This is a genomic window from Candidatus Poriferisodalis sp. (assembly GCF_965208555.1).
Lineage (GTDB): Bacteria > Actinomycetota > Acidimicrobiia > Acidimicrobiales > Poriferisodalaceae > Poriferisodalis.
The window spans coordinates 932,790-951,632 of the sequence record NZ_OZ242342.1 but is presented as its reverse complement, the minus strand read 5'-3'; the positions used below and the strand labels follow the sequence as shown (position 1 = coordinate 951,632).

Sequence of the window (18,843 nt, the reverse complement as noted above, 5' to 3'; positions counted from 1 at the left end):
CAGCGCTCAGCCGTCTGCGAGGAAGGCGCCGAGCGCGGCCGTGAGCATGGCGGGGTCGTCGCTGCCGCCGAGTTCGCGGGCCGAGTGCATCGACAGCATGGGCGAACCCACGTCGACCACGCTCATGCCCAGCCGGGAGGCTGTGATCGGCCCGATGGTCGAGCCGCACGGCAGGTTGCCCCGGTGGGAATAGATCTGGTGCGGCACGCCGGCCGTGTCGCATGCGGCCGCGAAGCGAGCGCTGGTGCGCGCATCGGTGGCATAGCGCACGTTGGCGTTCGTCTTGATGACCGGACCGCCGTTCAGCGCCGGCAGGTGCTGGGGCTCATGACGCTCGGGATAGTTCGGATGCACCGCGTGGGCCCCGTCGGCCGAGACGCACAGCGAGCGAGCCACCGCTCGCAGGTATTGGCTGCGATCTGCGCCGAGCGCCGCAGCAATGCGTTCGAGGGCATCAGCCAAGATCGGGCTGCTGGCGCCGGTGGCGGAATCGCTGCCGATCTCCTCGTGGTCGAACAGCACCACCACCGCAGCCGTGTTGTCAGGCACGGCCGAGAGCCCGGCCAGAGCCTCCACTGCGGCGTGGCACGACGCCAAGTTGTCGATGCGGCCGGCCGCGTACATCTCGCCATTGCGACCTAGCCGGGCAGGGGGGGTGAGGTCGTGTGCCATGACATCCCACGCCAGCACCGCGTCGGGCACGACTGCGAGCTCTTCGGCCAAGAACGAGCGGAATCCATCGGCGCTCGGCTCGCCGAGCCCCCACACCGGGGTCATGTGCTGCTGCCGGTCCAGCTTCAAGCCGTCGTTCACGTCCCGGTCGAGGTGGATCGCCAGTTGCGGAACCCGCAGCAGCGCCCGGTCGCAGCGCCACAGCACGGTCTCCGGCCCGGCGCCGGTCGCGCTGTCAGTCCCGTCCTGCACCACCAGCCGTCCCGACAGACCCAGATCCCGGTCGAGCCAGGAGTTGAGCAGCACACCGCCGTAGATCTCCACGCCGAGCTGGCGGTAGCCGAGCGCACCCGTGTCCGGCTGAGGGCGCAGACGCAGGTTGGGGCTGTCGGTATGGGCGCCGATCACGCTGAAGCGAAGCTGCTCCGGGTCGACATCGGGGCCCGCGCGCGCGGCGACGACCGTGCCGCCGTCCCGGACGGTGAGGCCGACCGCCAAGTCGAGTTCGCTCCAGTCCTCGCTGCGCCCGGCTTCGAGCAAGCCCGCAGCGCTGAGGCGGTCAGCGGCCGACGCGGCTGCGTGGTACGGCGACGGCGACGCCTCGATGAACTCGAACAGCGAGTCGAGCATGCGTGCCCTAGGCGTCGGCGTACGCGGTGATGACGTCCCGGCTGAAGTCGTCGAACTTGGAACGGGACATCGGGTTCACGACCAGCCGGCTGACGCCGATGGCGGCAATCTGCTCGATCCACTCTGGTGTCGCTGGCCCCATGGTGGTGAACTCGATCTTCTCCGGATCGCGGCCGGCGTTCTCGGCACAGCGCTGTGCGTGCTTGTAGAGCATCGACATTTCTTCGAGATCGCCGGATACGGGGAAGAAGCCGTCGCCGTGCTCGCCGGCGCGGCGAGCGGCGCGCTTGCTGTCACCGCCCACGATGATCGGCACCGGGCCGACCGGCTGCGGCCGGCAATACACCCGGTCGAACGAGACATGCTTGCCCTGGTAGGAGCACACGTCGTCGCGCCACAGCGACTGGTAGGCCTCGAGGTGCTCGTCGGTGATGTCGCCGCGGTCGGCGAACGACACGCCCAGCGCGTCGAACTCCTCTTCCATCCATCCGGCGCCGATGCCGAGCAGCACGCGGCCGCCCGAGAGGCGGTCGAGCGTGGCAACAGCTTTCGCCGTGACGGCGAAGTTGCGCTGCGGGACGATCAGGATGCCGGTGCCCAGCTTGATCTCCGAAGTCACGGATGCCACGAAGGCCATCCACATCAGCGGGTCGGGAATGTCGATGTCGTCCCGCTTGCCGGGCATCTTGCCGTCCTCGGCATACGGATAGGGCGTCTGGTAGCCCTCGGGCACCACCACGTGCTCGACGGTCCAGAGCGACTCGAAGCCTGCCGCCTCGGCCTCCTGCGCATACGCAATCGCGGTCCCCCCTTCCACCTGTGGACCGGTATTGGCCAATGTCATGCCGAACTTCATTGTGTATCCCTCTTCACATAGCCGTAGGCCGTAGTCTGCCTCTATGCGACGCATCTCTGCTTTGTTTGTTGTGCTTGCCCTCGTTGCTGCCGCGTGCGGCGGCGCAGACGATGATCCGCCTCCGGCCACCGAGGCGGCTGCGCCGACCACCGCAGCCCCGACCACCGTCGCCACAACGGAGGCCCCGCCGCCGCCCACGACTGCGGCGCCGCCGCCCACGACGACCGAAGCGCCGCCGCCCACCACCGCAGCTCCGCCGCCCACGACGACCGAAGCACCGCCGCCGCCCACCACGGAGGCGCCTGCCGGCGCAGCGCTGCCTGGTGCCGTGGAGGGCGCCCTGCTGGAAGGCGAGACACCCGCCGGTTTCGACACGCTGCAGACGGCCACGAACATCCCGCGGGCCGAGACCTGCCCCGGCACCCCGGCATACGGCGGCCTCCTGGCGGTGGCGTACTCCGAAGCCGTCTGGGCTGCCGATCCGCTGACGGGGCCGTTCCTCGATGTCTCCATCTCCCGGTTCGAATCGGCTGATGCGGCCTCGCAGGCGTTCAACAACTACAAGGAAGAGGTGGTTGCCTGCGGCGAATTCCCTGAGCCGTCGACCGGTGCCGTCGGCGCCTTCAGCTACGGAGAAGACCCCGGTCTGGGCGACGAATCGTTCGGCACTGACTACACGGCCACCTTCCAGGGGCTTCCCGTCAACCGCTACGGCGTCCTCGTACGCGTCGGCGACTCCATCTACAGCTCGGGCGCGACCCACGTCTTCGTCGATCCGGACAAGGCCACCGTGCTGGAGGCGTTGAACACGTTCCTCGGCCGCTAGTCGAGAGGTCGGCCTGACTCGGCGTTGACATGGCAGCGCTGAAGACGCCGACGCTGAACTACACCGCAGAGCAGCTGCGCGGCGACGTCTTCGGCGGTCTCACCGCGGCCGTGGTGATGCTGCCGCTCTCGCTGGCATTCGGCGTGGCCTCGGGTCTCGGCGCTATCGCCGGCCTCTATGGGGCCGTTGCCGTCGGCCTGCTGACAGCGCTTGGCGGCGGCTCAGCGACACAGATCTCGGGGCCGACGGCACCGCTGTCGGTGGCGATGTCGGTGGTGGTGGTCGACTACGCCCAGGGAGACGTCAAGAAAGCACTGTTCATCATGGTGTTGGCGGGGGCTCTCCAAATCCTGCTGGGCGCGCTGCGCCTAGGCAGCTTCGTGGCCTACACGCCCTACCCCGTCGTCTCGGGCTTCACCTCTGCAGTCGGCGTGATCATCATCGTCGTGCAGCTCATCCCGCTGCTGGGCCATGAGGTAGCGCTGGGCGGGGTGGCGGCCTCGATCAGCGCACTGCCGGATGCGATCAGCAGCGTCGACACCAGCGCCGCAGCACTCGGCATCCTGGCGATCGCCGTGTGCCTGTTCTGGCCGCGACGGCTGGGGCGGATCTTGCCCCCGTCCGTCGGTGCTCTGCTCGTCGCCACCGTGGTCAGCGTGCTGTGGATCGACGATGTGGCGGTCATCGGAGAGGTGCCGTCCGGCCTGCCGGACCTGGTGATGCCGAGCTTCGATTGGGCTGACATCGGCGGTGCCCTGCCGCCCGCTGTGACGCTTGCTCTGCTCGGCTCGATCAACAGCCTGCTGACCGCACGAGTCGCCGATTCGATGACACGCGATTCGCATCACCCCAATCGCGAGCTGATCGGCGTCGGCGCAGCCAACTGCCTGTCAGCGTTCATCGGCGCGGTGCCCGGTGCGGGGGCCACGTCGGCCACGGTCGCCAACGTGAAGGCAGGCGGCCGCTCACGAGTGTCCGGGGCGCTGTGCGCGCTGGTGCTCGGGGCGCTGGTGCTCGGGCTGGGACGCTTCGCAGAGGTCATCCCGCACCCGGTGCTGGCCGGCATCCTCATCAAGATCGGCTTCGACATCATCGACTGGCAATACCTGGTCCGGGTGCGGCGAACGCAATTCGATCAATACGCCGTCATGGGGCTCACGCTGGGCTTGTCGATCGTGTCCGACCTCCTGCTGGCCGTCGGCGCCGGCCTGCTGGCAGCAGCAATGACCGCTTCCCGGCAATTCGAGCGTCTCGAGCTCGACAATGCGGTCTCCACGCCGCTGCTGGACATGACGTTCCTGAACCAGCCAGATCCCGATGCCGGAGATGAGAGCGACGGTCCAGCGATTCCCAGTTTCGACCTCGACGGCCCCGATCCGTTCGCAGCCCGCACGGGCCTGCTGTCGCTGCGGGGCACCTACACGGCGGCCTCGTCCATCAAGCTGTTCAACGCCATCAACCACGACGTGGAAGAGCATGAGGTGGTGATCTTCGACTTCACCGACACGCGCTACATGGACGACAGCGCCGCCTACATGGTCGGCCAGCTCGTCGACGTCGCGGTGGAATCAGGGGCCAAGTGCATTGTGATGGGCCTCGAAGGCTCACAGGCGACGAGCGTCAGGGAGCTGAACGTGCTTCGCAGCATCCCCGATGATCAATTCGTCGAAGATCTCGACGGCGCCCGCATCGTCGCCCGGAGGCTCCTCGACGGACCTGACGGCGAGAGCTAAGCCCTGGCGTTGGCGGCCGCCTTGGCGGCTCGGCGCGCCGCCATCTTCTCGCGATGAGCGAGCGTGCGGTCGATGTAGGGCGCGATGGCAGGCGTCTTGCAGCCGGTCTCGCCGTGGTTGACCTGTACGGGACCGATGCGGGCGTCCAGCTCGAGCACCGAGCGTCGCAGGCTCTCGTCACGCAGACCGATTGCGATGAGCACGCCGTTCATCTCGTGACGCACCCGGTTCGGCCGTTCGGCAATCTCCGCGTCGATCTGGCCCACGAGGCTCCGCAATTCGCCGGCCGACCAGACGTCGGACTGCTCGGCGGTGCAGGCCACGATGAACCAGCCCACCGACGCGGGCCACTCACGGGGTGAATCCCGCCACTCGTCGCTGAGCGACCGCGCGTGCGGCGACTGTGAGAGCAGCCCGCCGAGAGCCTCGGCGAGGATGTAGTTGTCGACGTCGCGCAGCCAGCGTCGCGCCCGTGTCTTGGTCATCGCAGCCGCGTCGGCGAGACGCAGCGCCAGCACGCGGGCGTCATGATTGCCGGTGTCCCACAGGTCGCCTGCCAGAGCGTGATCGGTCCGCAGTGGCTTGGCGATGCGACCGAGGTCCTTGTAGCTGACGCCGAACATCGGCTCGGCCGCGCCATGACGGGCGTACACCTTGCGGTTCTGCGCTGTTCCGGCAAGCTCCAGCTGCGCCATCACATCCTGCAGCGTCGACATGGCACCAAACCTTCCCGGGCGTCCTTCATGGATATGTAGAAAGTCACACGGACGAGGAGACGCGACGCTACTGCGCGCTGCATCCGCCTGCACCCGCACAACTCGTAGGGTTCAGGCTCGTGCGTGGGCTCGGTGTTCGGCGAGGCGGGCAGCCGGCAGCGACGGTCGTGCTCGGCGGCATCTCGGTGCTGGTCTTCTTTCTGACTCACGATCTCGCACGCGTCCTGCCGCTCTCCCGCAGTTCGCTGCGATTCTCGGCGCTCGACGGCTTTGGCACCGCCGGCCCGTACATCGCCGAGCTGGGCGAATGGTGGCGGATCGTCACCGGCACGTTCCTGCACGCGGACCTGCGGCACCTCCTGTTCAACATGCTGGTCCTGTACCTGCTGGGTCGACGGCTCGAGCGTTTTGTCGGTCCAGCGCTGCTGGCCGCCACCTACGCGGTGTCGCTGCTCGGCGGCTCGGCCGGCGCCATGCTGCTGCGACCCGACGCGTTCGTGGTGGGGGCCTCGGGTGCCGTGTACGGCCTGATGGGCGCGGCCTACGTCGTGGAGTACTTGCGCGGCGGCAACCCGTGGCGAGACGGGCTCGGCAGCCTGATCATCATCAACGTGATCATCTCGTTCCTGATTCCCGGCATCTCGATCGGCGGTCACCTCGGCGGGCTCGTCGCAGGGGTGCTGGCTGGCTTGGCAATCGGCGACACCAGCCGACGCCGTCACCCTCCCACGCTGGCGGAGCGGCTCTCGAACGAGCCGATCGACACCAGGGTGCGACGCTCGCCGCTGGTGGTATGGGGCCTGCTGGCGCTTATCGCTGCGGCGGCGTTCGCGGGAGCGCTGGCAGCCGCAGCCACTTGGCGCGACCCGCTGTTCTGAACGGGGCGGCGCAACGAGAAGGCTCGCTAATCCGCGCTGCCTTTTAGGGGACGACGTCGCCAGGCGTCGGATCGGACTCCCGGTTGATCACGATGGCGGCGATCACGGCTGCGATGCCTGCCACCTCACGAAGGTTCGGCACCTGGGACAGCCACACCAGCCCGATCAGCGTCGCGGTGACCGGTAGCAGCGCCTGCAGCAACGCAAACCGCGCCCGCGCGAGCCGCTGCATCACGAGCTGGTCGATGCCGTAAGGGATGACGTTGGACAAGATGCCCGCCGCAACGCCTCCTGCCAGCAGCAGCGGTGCTGCCACGCCGGCATTCAGACCGCCCATGCCCGCGGGGCTGATGACGACGGCGCCGATGAGCATGCCGACGCCGAGTCCGTCCACCGCCATGCCCGAGCGGGCCACCCGGTGGCCCAGGATGATGTATCCCGCCCACAGCGCCCCGGCGATCAACGAGAACAACGCGCCGAGCTGTGCCTCCGGCGGCGCGAATCCGGCCAGGGCTACGACTCCGGCGACAGCGAGCGCCAACGCCCAACCCGATCGCACGGTGCGGGTGCCGAACGCCGCCACCGCGATCGGGCCGATGAACTCGATCGCGACCGAGTTGCCCAGCGGCACGCGTTCGATGGCGAGGTAGAAGAACAGGTTCATCGACGCGAGTGCCGCCCCGAAAGCGGCCGTCCATGCCAGCTCGATACGTGACCAGCGGCGCCGCCACGAGCGCCGGAGCAACACGATCACCGCGCCGGCACCCGCCACTCTCAGCAGCGCGACGGTGCCTGGCCCCAGGTCGTTGAACAGTTTGAACGCCGTAGCGGCGCCCAGGTATTGCGACACGGCACCGACGGCGAACAACGCCTCGGGTGAAGCGCGGAATCGGGGGGCACCAGATGGATTGGTATGCCATAGCGAGCGCATACGATCGTTGAATCAATCGGAATGGGAGGACGTTCGCATGAGGCGAAGGCCTATGACACTACTGGCGGCACTGTTCGCGCTCTCGCTTGTTACTGCGGCGTGCGGCGACGGCGATGCCGAGGAGGTGGATGAACCTGATCCGGTGGCCACCGCCGTCGGCGACGACATGAGCGACGCCGAGGGTGAGATGTCGATGGAGCATCTCGGCGACGGATCGCTCGGTGTCGTCCGGGTTGAATCAGGCGGTGCTATCCAGATCCGCTCGCTCGAAGCGATCACCGGTGACGTGGCCTTCCTCGGTTTGCCCAACCAGCGCGCGACGATGCTCGCTGTCGAGCACTTCGGCTCGATTCACGGATTCGACGTGGAGGTCGGCGTGGGGCTGGACGACCTGTGCTCTAGTGACGGCGGCCAGGCCGCGGCTCAGATCGTCGTTGCCGACGAAGACGTGCTCGGCGTCATCGGCACTTCTTGCTCAGGCGCAGCGGTAGCAGCAGCCCCACTCATTACCGACGCCGGCATGGTGTTGATCTCAGGCAGCAACACTTCACCCGCGCTCACCTCCGATCTCGACGGCAACGTCGGCGAGAACCGCAACATTGGCTACTACCGCACCGCCCACAACGACCGAGCCCAAGGAGAGGCGGTTTCCACTTTCGTTCTCGAGTATCTCGGACTCACCAAGGCGGCAACCATCCATGATGGCGACCCCTACACGCAGGGCTTGGCACAGGCGTTCCAGGACTTCTTCGAGCGCGACGGCGGCACGGTGACCGCTGCGTCAGCCTTGAACAAGGAAGACACCGACATGGTGCCAGTGCTGACCGAGATTGCGGCGAGTGCACCCCAGTTGTTGTTCTTCCCGATCTTCCAGCCTGCGGGCGATTTTGTGGCGGATCAAGCCCCGGGCATTCCGGGCTTGGAGAGCACCGTCCTGATGGGCGCTGACGGCCTCCTCAATCTCGACTATCTCGCGTTGCCGCAGACTGCAGGCATGTATCTGTCGGGTCCCGATACTCGCTTCGGTGAGAACGTGAACCAGAGCACCGGCAAGACCGCGGATGAGTTCTTGACGGCGTATGAGCAGCTGTATGGCGAGGTTCCTGCAGCGCCATTTTGGGCCCATGCCTACGATGCAACGACGTTGCTGTTGGAGGCGATTGCAGCTGCGTCCTACGTAGATGCCGATGGGAATCTCCATGTCGACCGCCAAGGCATCCGCAACTACCTCGACAGCGTCCAGGGCTACAGCGGTTTGATCGGCACGATCAACTGTGACGAATTCGGTGACTGCGGCGCATCTCGGATCACGGTTATTCAGAACCTCGGCGGTGAGGAGAACGCCGCGGCGAGTATGCAGAACGTGGTTTATGCGTATGCCCGCTGAGATTCTCAGCTCGACTCATGTGCACATAGTGGGCCCCCGCTAGCCGCGGGAGCGCGACCCGGTGATTCGTGCCGCAAAAGGCCCCAGGCATCGCGGCCATCGAAGTTCCAGGACCGGCATCGACCGGTTCCTCACGGTCATCCGGGTGGCGGTGCTGATCGTCCTGATCGTCGGATTCACGGCCTTTATCGCCCAAGAGATCAACCCTGACAATCCATTCGCCCGCTGGGCGAACCCCGATGCCACTGGCCTCACCGGAGCGCAGTTCCGGGGGCTGGTGGTCTCGGGGGTCGCGCAGGGTTCGATGTACGGGCTGATAGCGCTCGGCTATTCGATGGTCTACGGCGTGCTGGGGTTCATCAACTTCGCCCACGGCGAGGTGTTCATGGTGGGCGCCATGACCGGCATGATCACCTCGAACAAACTGGCCGACGCGGGCCTGTGGGAGTCGAACTTCATCGGCTCGCTGGTGTTCATCGTGGTGGTGTCGATCATCGTGTCGTCGCTGACCGCGGTGATCATGGAGCGGGTCGCCTACCGGCCACTGCGCGGCTCGCCGCGGCTGATTCCACTCATCACCTCGATCGGCGTGTCGTTCTTCCTGCAGAACGCGTCCGTCGTGCTGCTGGGCCCGGCCAGCAAGCCCTACCCCGACGTGCCCGACTGGGTGAAGGCTAAGCACACGTTCCTGCAGATCGAGGGCGCCAAGATCCTCGTCGTGGTGGTGGCCGCGCTGTCGATGGCCGCGCTGTGGTACTACGTCGATCGCACCAAAACCGGCAAGGCGATGCGCGCCGTGGCCGAGGATGCCGAGATAGCGGCGCTCATGGGCATCGACGTGAACCGCACCATCGTGAAGGTGTTCGCGGTGGGCGGTGCGATGGCCGGGATGGCCGGGATCCTGTGGGGGATCCTGTTCCGCAGCGTCACCCACACCATGGGATTCCTGCCGGGCATCAAGGCGTTCAGCGCGGCGGTCGTGGGCGGCATCGGGCATCTGGGCGGCGCGATGGTCGGTGGGTTGTCGATCGGCGTGGCCGAATCGGTCGGGCCGCTGCTGATCCTGGAACCGCTGGGTGTGAGCGGCGTCTCGCAGCTTCGTGACGCTATCGCATTCTCCATGCTCATCATCGTGCTGCTCGTGAAGCCGTCCGGCCTCTTCGGCGAGCGTCTGCCGGCGGAGGACCGGACGTGAGCCTCGCCGAACCGCCGCCCGCCACCGCGCCGGAACCCGGACCTCGGCCCGACGCTGAACCGGGCACCGCCGCCGAAAGCGCACCGCCGCGCCCGCCGTTCGCGCAGGACTGGCGTCGCATCGCACGCATGGGAGCCATTGGCGCCATCGGGCAGATCTTCATCTCCTTGTCCAACATGCCGGTCAAGCTCGACGGCCGGGCGATCATCGAGGGCCTCCTCAGCCTGGGGTACCTGTCGCTGGTCGTGCTGCCGTTCGCAGCGGGCAGCCGTGTGGGGCACCAGGTCCGGCGTGAGGGCGTGCCGTACTACGGCCCCGGCGCGCATGAGGTGGTCGGAGGGGCCGCCTGCGGTGCGATGGTCGGCGGCGGGCTGTCGCTGCTGGCGATCCTCATCGCGAACTTCGACCTGCGCGAACCGCTCGTCAACTGGAGCCCGATCCTGGCGGACCTGCTGGCGTTCGACCGCGGCGCGGCGTTCGCGGTAGTGATCTGGCTCGTCTTGGGCATGGTCATCGGCGCGGCCGGCGGGCTGCTACATGTCATTCCGGCGCTCGCGAAGCGAGTGCTCTGGACCGTCGTGCTCACCCTGTTCGGTGCTGCAGTTCTGGAATCGCTCACCACCGACCTGGCCGAGGGCATGGGCATCGACGGGGTGGTCGACTGGTTCTACGCCCCCCGGGGCGGGCTGACCGTCAGCGGTGCGATCGCGCTGGGGCTCGGGTCGGCGGTGCTGGCCGTGGCCGGGCGCGGCCGCGTCAAGCAGGCCCGGGCCCGCATCGACTCGCTGGAAGGCCCTGCCCGCAATCGGGCGCACCTCGGGCTGATCCTGGCGACGGGTGCTGTGCTGGTGATCCTGCCGATGTTCGCCGGCAAGCTGACCAACGAGCTGCTGGCCAACGTCGGGTTGTTCGTGCTGCTGGCGCTCGGCCTCAACGTGGTGGTCGGGCTGGCCGGCATTCTCGACTTGGGCTACGTGGCGTTCTTCGCCGTCGGCAGCTACAGCGCTGCAGTGCTCACCGCCGCCACCTCGCCGCGGATCAATCCCGAGCTGCCCTGGTTCGTGGCGCTCATCGGCGTGGTGATCCTGACCGGGCTAGTCGGGCTGTTCATCGGCGCCCCGGTCATCCGCATGCGCGGCGACTACCTGGCCATCGTCACGCTGGGCTTCGGCGAGATCATCCGGCTGCTGTTCCTGTCGGACTGGCTGTCGGGCTGGTTCGGCGGCTCGCAGGGCATCACCAACATCCCGGGTGCGGAGATCTTCGGCCTGGCCACCGTGGCCGGCACCGATCCGCGCAGCGTCTTCTACCTGGTGCTCGCCTTCTGTGCGATCGCGATCTATGTGTCGTGGCGGCTGGAGCGCTCGCGTATTGGGCGGGCCTGGATGGCGGTGCGTGAGGACGAGACCGTGGCCGAGGCCATGGGCATCAACACGGTCAACGTCAAGCTGCTGGCGTTCGTGGTGGGTGCGGTGCTGGGATCGTTCAGCGGGGCGATCTTTTCGGCGAAGGTGGGCTCGGTGTTCCCCGCCAGCTTCCTGATTCTGGTTTCGATCGTCATCTTGGTGGTGGTGATCTTCGGCGGGATGGGCAGCATCGTCGGCGTCATCGCCGGCTCGGCGGTGCTGATCGGCGTGCTGGGCGGTCCGAAGCAGCCGGGCCTGCTGGCTGAGTTCTCCGAGTTCAAGCTGCTGATCTACGGGGCCCTGCTGGTGTGGATGATGCTGGCCCGGCCCGAGGGTCTCATCCCCAGCGTGCGCCGCACCCGTGAGCTGCACCAGGAGGAGATGGCGCAAGACGCCTGGTTGCGGGGCGAGACTCATGACGATGAGACGGGCGGCGGCGAGACGGGCGGGCGCGAATCATGACCGCCGACGCCCCGATCCTGGAGACGCGTGGCCTCAGCGTGGACTTCGGCGGCCTGCATGCCCTCGACGGGCTGGACCTGGCCGTCTACCCAGGCGAGATCGTTTCGGTGATCGGGCCGAACGGCGCCGGCAAGACCACGCTGTTCAACGCCGTCACTGCCACGGTTGCTGCTAGCGAGGGCGACATCCTGTTCGAGGGCGAATCGCTCATCGGCCTCGACCCCAACCGGGTGACTGCACGCGGCATCGCCCGCACGTTCCAGAACGTCCGGCTGTTCGCCAACATGACGGTGCTGGAGAACGTCATGGTCTCCCAGCACTGCCGGACCCGCCAGAGCGTCGCTGGGGCGCTGCTGTTCACCAAGGCCTTTCGGCGCGAGGAGGAGGAGATCCGCGAGCGCGGCAAGCAGGTGCTGTCGTTCTTCGGCAGCCGGCTTACGGGCTACCGCTTCGATCAGCCGGCATTCACGCTGTCGTACGCCAACCGTCGCCGTCTCGAGATCGCGCGGGCCATGGCCACCCAGCCCAAGCTGATCCTGCTGGACGAGCCGGTGGCGGGCATGAACCCCACCGAGTCGGCCGAGCTGACCGGGCTGATCGGGCGGCTGCGCGACGAGTGGGGCTTTGCCATCGTGGTCATCGAGCACGACATGGAGGTGGTCCGCGAAGTCTCGGACCGGGTGGTGGTGCTGGACCACGGCATCAAGATCGCCGAAGGCGACTACGCGGATGTCTCGGTGAATCCCCAGGTCATCGAGGCATACCTGGGTCACGGGGCAGCCCGGTGACGGGCAGCACGGCGAGCAGCGCCGCGACCAGCTCGGCGGCCACGCCGCTGCTGGAGATGCGCGGGGTCAACGCGCACTACGGGGCGGTGCACGCGCTGCGCGATGTGGATCTGTCGATCTATGAGGGCGAGCTGGTGTGCCTGCTGGGCGGCAACGCCAGCGGGAAGTCCACCACGCTCAAGACGCTGCTGGGCATGCTCACGCCGACCTCGGGCGAGGTCGTGCTGGACGGCGAGGTGGTCAACGACCGGCCGACGAGCTACCGGGTGGCCCGCGGCATCACGATGGTTCCCGAGAATCGCCGCCTGTTCAAGCGCCTCACCGTGCGCGAGAACCTCCAGCTCGGCGCCTATCTCCGCAAGGACAGCGACGCCATCGCTGCCGACTTGGAGCGGGTCTTCGAGCTGTTCCCCCGCGTCAAAGAGCGGCTCGGCCAGAAGGCCGGCACGCTGTCGGGCGGCGAGCAGCAGATGGTGGCCATCGGCCGGGCGCTGATGTCGCAGCCCCGCGTCCTGCTGATGGACGAGCCGTCGATGGGCTTGGCGCCGGCACTGGTGCAGCAGAACTTCGAGCTGATCTCACAGATTCACGAGGCCGGCATGACCGTGTTCATGGTGGAGCAGAACGCCAACATGGCGCTCGGCATCGCCGACCGGGGCTGGGTGCTGCAGACGGGCCGGGTCGTGCTGGACGACACCGCCGAGGCCTTGCTGGCCAACCCGGCGCTGCGTACCTCCTACCTGGGCGGCGGCAAGGACGGCGGCGACGCAGCAGCAGGCTCGGGCGAGCCGGGCTAGTTCTGCAGCGGCAGGACGGCGCTGGCGACGCCTTCGAGCTCTGCGAACCAGTCCTCGGGCTCGCCGACCAGGACCGGCACGAACTTCGACGCGCCCACCTCGATGAAACGCTGTATCTGGTCGCGCAGGCCGTCCCAGCCGGTCGGGATGATGTCGCCGGGGTCCGCGTCGGGCGCCCGCCGTTCGAGGATGGCCTTGTAGCCGGGGCTGATGTCGCCGTGCGTATAGGGGATGAGCACGCCGAAGTGCTCGGGATCCATCCAGCGTTCGTGCTCGTCGGCGGCCTCGTTCACGATCTTCCAGCCGGCCGCGGCAATGTCAGGAGTGCAGAACGACGGCAGCCACCCGTCGCCGAAGCGACCGCAGCGGCGCAGCTCGACTTCGGCTGCACCGCCGAGCCAGATGTCCATGGGCTTCTGGGCCGGCTTGGGCAGCAGCGAGACCTCGTCGTAGTGGTACCAATCGCCGTGGTGGGTGACGGGCTCGTCCTCCCAGAAGCGCTTCAGCAGCGGCAGGGCCTCGTTGAACATCTTCGCCCGCTGGCGACGCTCGACGCCGAACGCCGCCTGCTCATGCACATCGGCAACGCCCAACCCGAACGCGGGCAGCAGCCGGCCGTCGGACAGGCGGTCGAGGCTGGCGAGCTCCTTGGCCAGCACGGCCAGGTTCCGGCCGGGCAGTACCAGCACCGACATGCCGAACTTCATGCGCTTGGTGCGGCCTGCTGCATAGGCGAGACCCACGATCGGGTCGGGGCATTCGCCGCCGAGCCGTTCGCTCAGCCACAGCGAGTCGAAGCCGTTGTCCTCCAGCGCGTCCACGAACGGGTCGAACGTGGCGTGGTCGTTGGTGAAGCTGCGCGTGCCCAGCCCGAAGCCGATCCGGATCTTCATGGCGTCCACGCTAGGGCCTGCTCGCCCAGGGTGTCGGGGCGGTGCGCGGCCGGGCCAGAGTGTCTCGGACAGTTCCGCTCGTGGGTCGTACGCTCATGCACTGAAGTGCCGCCCCGGCGCCAGAAGAGGACCGTCAATGAGCGAGATCGCAGCGAACGGCCAGATCGACCTGACCTCGCCGTTCCGGCTCGACGGGCAGGTGTGCCTGGTGACCGGTGCATCGAGCGGCTTCGGGGTCCGCTTCGCCCGGGTATTCGCTGCAGCCGGCGCCAAGGTGGCCGTGGCGGCCCGGCGGGCCGACCGGCTGGAGGCGCTGGCTGCCGAACTGCCCGACGCACTTGCGGTGCCGTGCGATGTGGGCGACGACGACGCTTGTCGAGACCTGGTGGCGCAGGTGGTGGAGCGCTACGGGAAGGTCGACGTGCTGGTCAACAACGCCGGCGTGAGCGATGCCATCAATCCCGGCGAGCGAGCCGACGTGGAGAGCTTCCGGCACGTAGTCGACATCAACCTCAATGCGTGCTTCCTGCTGGCGGGGCTGGTCGCCGCCGACATCATCGGCCGGGAGGCCAGCGGCAGCATCATCAACGTGGCCTCGGTGCACGGTCACGTGGCCTCGGCGCCCAACCTGCAGCCTGCGTATGCGGCGTCCAAGGCGGGCCTGGTGAACCTCACCCGTGATCTTGCCGTGCAGTGGGCGACCCGAGGCGTGCGGGTCAATGCCCTGTGCCCCGGCTACTTCGAGACCGAGCTGACGGCGCCGATGTTCGACGACGATCGCTCGATGGCGTGGATCAGCCGGAACGCCCCGATGCGTCGCCCCGGGCACGAGCACGAGCTCGATGGGGCGCTGCTGTTCCTGGCCAGCGATGCGAGCAGTTACGTGACCGGCAGCTCGTTGATGGTGGACGGGGGCTGGACCGCCCGATGAGTGCGGCCCGCAGTTCCGTTCCGCATCCGCACCGCAGCGGAGTTCGGTGAGCCGGCTGGTTGCTTCCAGGCTGCGCGTGGGCGCTGCTGCTCTGGCCGCAGCGCTCGGCGGCGGCTGGTGGCTGGCGTCGGGCCGCTGGCGTCGAAGCTGGCACGCCGACTCGCTGACCGGCGCCACCACCCGCGACGGGGCTTTGCGCCACCTGCACGCCGAACTGTCGCGCTCGGCGCGAACCGGTCGGGTGGTCGGTGTCGCGTTCTGCGACATAGACGCCTTCAAGCAGGTGAACGACCAGCACGGCCACCTCGCCGGCGACCTGGTGCTGGTCACGGTGGCGCAGTGCCTGCGCGATGCGGTCCGGCCGTCCGATGTGGTGGCCCGTGTCGGCGGCGACGAGTTCGTGGTGGTGTGCGGCGGGCTGCGCAGTGCAGGCGACATGGACATCGTCACCGAGCGCCTGCAGGCGGCGCTCGCCCAACCGCCTGCGAAGAACGAAGCCGGCGATCCGCTGGCTGAGATGGGTGTCACGGTGAGCATCGGCAGCGCTACCGGTCGCGGCGGCGAAGTCTCGTCCGGGGCGCTGCTGCACGCAGCCGACCGCTCGATGTACCGCCAGAAGGGCTGGCGGGCCTGAGCGTTCAGTTCCGCTGCAGCGCTAGCCCAGCGCCGGCGTGCCGTCGAAGTTGCCCGGGTCGTCGGCTGTGGGCAGCACCGGGCGTGCCCGCCAGTCCATGGCCTCTTCCACGCCGTCGATGACGTCGGACCACTCCGCGGCGTTCCAGCCCTGCGCCGAGCCGAGCACGCTGGCGTCCTGAGCCAGGTGCACCAAGGCGGGAAGCCGCTCCAGGCCCAGCGATCGAACGAACTCGCGCTCGGGGTCCAGCAGCACGAGATGCTCGTCGGCGAAGCGTCCCAGGAAGCTGCGGGCGCCCTCCGCATCGCTGCACACCACGAACGCGCAGCGTACGTCGGCTTCCTCATACACCAGGAACAGCCGCGATGCCGTGGGCAGGATCCAGCCGCTCTGGTGCGTGTAGGGGTCGATGATGACGCCCATCAGGTTGAACACCACGAGCCATTCGGCCAGCGTGTGGGTGTGGCCGGTCAGCGTCTCGAGCTTGATGTCGGTGGACGGCGCGTCAAGCACGGCAGGCAAACTAGCGCTCCGGATCGGCGCGGCCACGGTTCACCGGACGGTTCGACCGCTGACCGGCGGACGTGCTCCCGATCAGATCGGCGGGCGCAGCAGTTCCGCGGCGAGGGGGCAGTCTGCCCGCTGCCAGCCGGCGGCCGGCTCGATGCCTCCGGGCCCGACGACATGGCTGAACAAACCGATCGGCACGATCTCCTCGTCGCATTCCCACGGGTCGCCGGCCACGCTGCCGGCGGCGGCCTCGAAGAGTTGCTGTGGCAGCGCTCGCCCCTGCCCGACGACGCACCAGACCTCCACCCCTGACACGTAGCCGACCGCAGCCGCGGCATGGGAGCCGCCGGCGGCGATCACCGCATCGGGACCGGCGGCGGCGGCCTCCACCAGGATCACCTCGGCGGTCGAGCACGCTGCCGCCAAACCGGTGAGCGGCACGTCGGTCACCTCGCAGCCGTTGCCCGCAAGCCTGCGGGCCAGGCCCGCACCCTCGCCGTAGGCGTCGATGATGCGCACCTCGATGTCGGCGCGCCGGGCCAGTCCCTCAGCGGCAAGGTCCGGCCAGCCCAGCAGGCACACGACGGCGCCCTCAGGCAGGGCATCTGCGGCGCGGTCGGCAGTGGCATCGGTTCGCAGCTCGGACACGAATTCGCGTGCAGCCTGGTACGGCTGCGACGAGGCGCAGACCCGGGCTGCCATCGACCAGAGCGCTCCAGCGATCGGGTACTTGTCGAGGATGCGTCGGCACACCGCGACCAGCTCCAGCGGGTCCGACGCGAGCGCGCCCAGCGCCGATGCCGTCTCTCGCACCAGCACGTCCTGCGACAGGTCGCCCGCGCGTGCCACGTAGCGCAGGTGCTCCATGGGATGCACGCGCCGAAGCTATCCCGTGCCGGTGCTCGGCTTCGCTGCGGGCTCTGCCGGTGGCTGTGCAGCGGCGTTCAGGCGCTCTGGGTTTGCAGCCGGCGCGCGATCACTTTCAGGCACAGCGTCTCGTCCGCTCCCTCGAAGATCGACAGCACCCGGGCGTCCACGAACAGCCGGCTCACTGTGTACTCCTCGGCGAAGCCGAAGCCGCCGTGCAGCTGCTGTGCCTCGCGAGTCACCCACTCGGCGGCCTTGCAGACATATGCCTTGATCATCGACGCCTCGAGCGCGCCTTCGCCCCGCGCCATCATGCGGGCCACCTCGTAGCTGTATTGGCGGGCAGCGGCGATGATCGCTGCCATCCGGCCCAGCTTCGCCTGGGTCAGCTGGTACTCGGCGATGGGCTGGCCGAACACCTTGCGCTCGTCTGCATAGGCCCGGGCCTCGTCGTAGGCCGCTTGCATCACGCCCACCGCACGGGCCGCGGTCTGCAGCCGGCCGTTCTCGAAGCCGGCCATCTGCAGGTAGAAGCCCTGCCCGATGCCGTCGTCGCCGCCGATGAGGTTCTCTGCCGGCACGAACCAGTCGTCGAAGGCGATCTCGAAGCTGTGCATGCCGCGGTAGCCCAGCGTGGCGATGGCCCGACCCTCGATGGTGCCGCCTTGCTCGTCGGTGAACTGGAACGAGTGGCCTTCCGCCTGGGGCTTCGGCACGATGAACAGGCTGAGTCCCCGGTGCGCCTTGCGCCGGTCGGGATCGGTGCGGGCCAGCAGCATCAGCACGTCGGCCCGGCCGGCGAACGTGCACCAGGTCTTGGTGCCCGAGATCAGCCAGCCGCCCTCGGTGGGGGATGCCGACACGACCAGGTTGGCCACGTCGCTGCCGTAGTCGGGTTCGGTCACGGCGACGGCCACCATCGTCTCGCCGGTGGCGATCTGGGGGAACCAGTGCTTCTTCTGCTCCTCGGTGCCGCCTCGCTCCAGCGCCCGGGTCAGGATCTCAGGTCGGGTGATGAGCGAGCCGCCTGCGCCCAGCGATGCCCGTGACAGTTCCTCGGTCGCGATGACCATGCCCAGGTAGTCGCTCTCGGAGCCCGAGGCGAAGCCGCCGTACTCCTCGGGCACCGACAGGCCGAAGCAGCCCAGCTCCGCGAGGCCGCCGATGATGTCCTCGGGGATGTCGGTGTCGCCGCGGTGGATGTGCTCGGCAGCGGGGGCAATCTTGTCCTCGCCGAAGCGGCGGAATGTCTCGGCCACGAGCTCGAAGTCTTCGTCCAGATGGCTGGGCGCATCGAGGCCGGCCAGGGTGGCGACGTAGGCAGGGTCGCGGTAGGCGGCCACGAAGTCCCGGGCGGCGTCGAGGGCGCCGGGCTCGAGGCCCCACTGTGCCTCGCGGGCGAACAGCCGGGCGTGGAACTCGCCGAGAGCATCCGCGATGAAGCCGCAGGCCAAGCGAGCCTCGGCGTCGCCCAGCGCTCCCCAATCGAGCAGCGAGTCGCAGATGCGCAGCGCAGACGCCGTGTGCGCCAGGTCGTACAGGAAGCACTGGTGATCGTCGCCCATGCCCACTGCGTGAGCGCACGCACGGTCGACGGCGTCGGTGCCCGCTGCCAGGGCATCGGCCGCCGCCGTCAGATCGGGTTCGGCAGGCGCCGCAGTTGCTTCAGCAGTGGTCCCCGTGGTCGTCACAGCCGCACAGGCTAAAGCCCGTTCGGGAAGGTGCGCCCGC

At 68.3% G+C, this 18,843-nt stretch carries 18 protein-coding genes; 10 read left to right on the top strand and 8 right to left on the bottom strand.

Annotated elements, in window-relative coordinates:
* Positions 1–6: 6 nt before the first annotated feature.
* Together ACOGXE_RS04400 and ACOGXE_RS04395 are read right to left on the bottom strand one after the other, a co-directional pair.
* Positions 7–1,302 (bottom strand): M18 family aminopeptidase, encoded by a 1,296-nt coding sequence (locus ACOGXE_RS04400; RefSeq protein WP_419932739.1) that lies wholly within the window; start codon positions 1,300–1,302, stop codon positions 7–9.
* Positions 1,303–1,309: 7 nt separating this feature from the next.
* Positions 1,310–2,158 (bottom strand): LLM class F420-dependent oxidoreductase, encoded by an 849-nt coding sequence (locus ACOGXE_RS04395; RefSeq protein WP_419932738.1) that lies wholly within the window; start codon positions 2,156–2,158, stop codon positions 1,310–1,312.
* A gap of 43 nt (positions 2,159–2,201) precedes the next feature.
* Between ACOGXE_RS04395 and ACOGXE_RS04390 the strand changes: the two genes are divergently transcribed.
* Entirely contained in the window at positions 2,202–2,984 is a 783-nt protein-coding gene (locus ACOGXE_RS04390) for a hypothetical protein (protein WP_419932737.1), read from the top strand.
* A gap of 29 nt (positions 2,985–3,013) precedes the next feature.
* Positions 3,014–4,717, top strand: coding sequence for a SulP family inorganic anion transporter (locus tag ACOGXE_RS04385; protein WP_419932736.1), 1,704 nt, complete (start codon positions 3,014–3,016; stop codon positions 4,715–4,717).
* On the opposite strand, the gene ACOGXE_RS04380 is transcribed toward ACOGXE_RS04385, so the two are convergent.
* Positions 4,714–5,433 carry a DNA alkylation repair protein gene (locus ACOGXE_RS04380; RefSeq protein WP_419932735.1) on the bottom strand — a complete coding sequence of 240 codons (720 nt, stop codon included), beginning with the start codon at positions 5,431–5,433 and terminating at the stop codon, positions 4,714–4,716. The two genes, ACOGXE_RS04385 and ACOGXE_RS04380, sit on opposite strands and share 4 nt — an antisense overlap.
* 119 nt (positions 5,434–5,552) lie before the next feature.
* On the opposite strand from ACOGXE_RS04380, the gene ACOGXE_RS04375 reads away from it, so the two are divergent.
* A complete protein-coding gene (locus tag ACOGXE_RS04375) occupies positions 5,553–6,311 on the top strand; it encodes a rhomboid family intramembrane serine protease (protein WP_419932734.1) in 759 nt (252 codons plus the stop codon).
* Between the two features lie 43 nt (positions 6,312–6,354).
* Here the strand turns inward: ACOGXE_RS04375 and ACOGXE_RS04370 are convergent, their stop codons facing one another.
* Entirely contained in the window at positions 6,355–7,161 is an 807-nt protein-coding gene (locus tag ACOGXE_RS04370) for an EamA family transporter (protein WP_419932733.1), read from the bottom strand.
* Positions 7,162–7,294: 133 nt separating this feature from the next.
* Here ACOGXE_RS04370 and ACOGXE_RS04365 point away from each other — a divergent pair, with 133 nt between their 5' ends.
* From ACOGXE_RS04365 to ACOGXE_RS04345, 5 genes are all read left to right on the top strand, one after another.
* A complete protein-coding gene (locus tag ACOGXE_RS04365) occupies positions 7,295–8,629 on the top strand; it encodes a branched-chain amino acid ABC transporter substrate-binding protein (protein ID WP_419932732.1) in 1,335 nt (444 codons plus the stop codon).
* Positions 8,630–8,774: 145 nt separating this feature from the next.
* Complete coding sequence (locus tag ACOGXE_RS04360) at positions 8,775–9,824, top strand: branched-chain amino acid ABC transporter permease (protein ID WP_419932731.1); 1,050 nt, start codon at positions 8,775–8,777, stop codon at positions 9,822–9,824.
* Positions 9,821–11,692 (top strand): branched-chain amino acid ABC transporter permease, encoded by a 1,872-nt coding sequence (locus ACOGXE_RS04355; RefSeq protein WP_419932730.1) that lies wholly within the window; start codon positions 9,821–9,823, stop codon positions 11,690–11,692. The genes ACOGXE_RS04360 and ACOGXE_RS04355 overlap by 4 nt, the downstream gene beginning before the upstream one ends.
* Positions 11,689–12,480, top strand: a complete 792-nt coding sequence (locus ACOGXE_RS04350) for an ABC transporter ATP-binding protein (RefSeq protein ID WP_419932729.1) — start codon at positions 11,689–11,691, stop codon at positions 12,478–12,480. The genes ACOGXE_RS04355 and ACOGXE_RS04350 overlap by 4 nt, the downstream gene beginning before the upstream one ends.
* A gap of 56 nt (positions 12,481–12,536) precedes the next feature.
* Complete coding sequence (locus ACOGXE_RS04345) at positions 12,537–13,277, top strand: ABC transporter ATP-binding protein (protein ID WP_419933475.1); 741 nt, start codon at positions 12,537–12,539, stop codon at positions 13,275–13,277.
* Here the strand turns inward: ACOGXE_RS04345 and ACOGXE_RS04340 are convergent.
* Positions 13,274–14,170, bottom strand: a complete 897-nt coding sequence (locus ACOGXE_RS04340) for an LLM class flavin-dependent oxidoreductase (RefSeq protein ID WP_419932728.1) — start codon at positions 14,168–14,170, stop codon at positions 13,274–13,276. The genes ACOGXE_RS04345 and ACOGXE_RS04340 overlap by 4 nt on opposite strands.
* Before the next feature lie 136 nt (positions 14,171–14,306).
* Here ACOGXE_RS04340 and ACOGXE_RS04335 point away from each other — a divergent pair, with 136 nt between their 5' ends.
* Together ACOGXE_RS04335 and ACOGXE_RS04330 are read left to right on the top strand one after the other, a co-directional pair.
* A complete protein-coding gene (locus ACOGXE_RS04335; protein ID WP_419932727.1) occupies positions 14,307–15,101 on the top strand; it encodes an SDR family NAD(P)-dependent oxidoreductase in 795 nt (264 codons plus the stop codon).
* A 76-nt stretch (positions 15,102–15,177) separates the two neighbouring features.
* Complete coding sequence (locus ACOGXE_RS04330; RefSeq protein WP_419932726.1) at positions 15,178–15,735, top strand: GGDEF domain-containing protein; 558 nt, start codon at positions 15,178–15,180, stop codon at positions 15,733–15,735.
* Positions 15,736–15,756: 21 nt separating this feature from the next.
* On the opposite strand, the gene ACOGXE_RS04325 is transcribed toward ACOGXE_RS04330, so the two are convergent.
* The 3 genes from ACOGXE_RS04325 to ACOGXE_RS04315 form a co-directional block, all read right to left on the bottom strand.
* Positions 15,757–16,248: a hypothetical protein gene (locus tag ACOGXE_RS04325; RefSeq protein ID WP_419932725.1), complete on the bottom strand. Its 492-nt coding sequence runs from the start codon at positions 16,246–16,248 to the stop codon at positions 15,757–15,759.
* 81 nt (positions 16,249–16,329) lie between these two features.
* Positions 16,330–17,121, bottom strand: coding sequence for a hypothetical protein (locus tag ACOGXE_RS04320; protein ID WP_419932724.1), 792 nt, complete (start codon positions 17,119–17,121; stop codon positions 16,330–16,332).
* A 68-nt stretch (positions 17,122–17,189) separates the two neighbouring features.
* A complete protein-coding gene (locus tag ACOGXE_RS04315) occupies positions 17,190–18,803 on the bottom strand; it encodes an acyl-CoA dehydrogenase family protein (RefSeq protein ID WP_419932723.1) in 1,614 nt (537 codons plus the stop codon).
* Positions 18,804–18,843 lie beyond the last annotated feature (40 nt).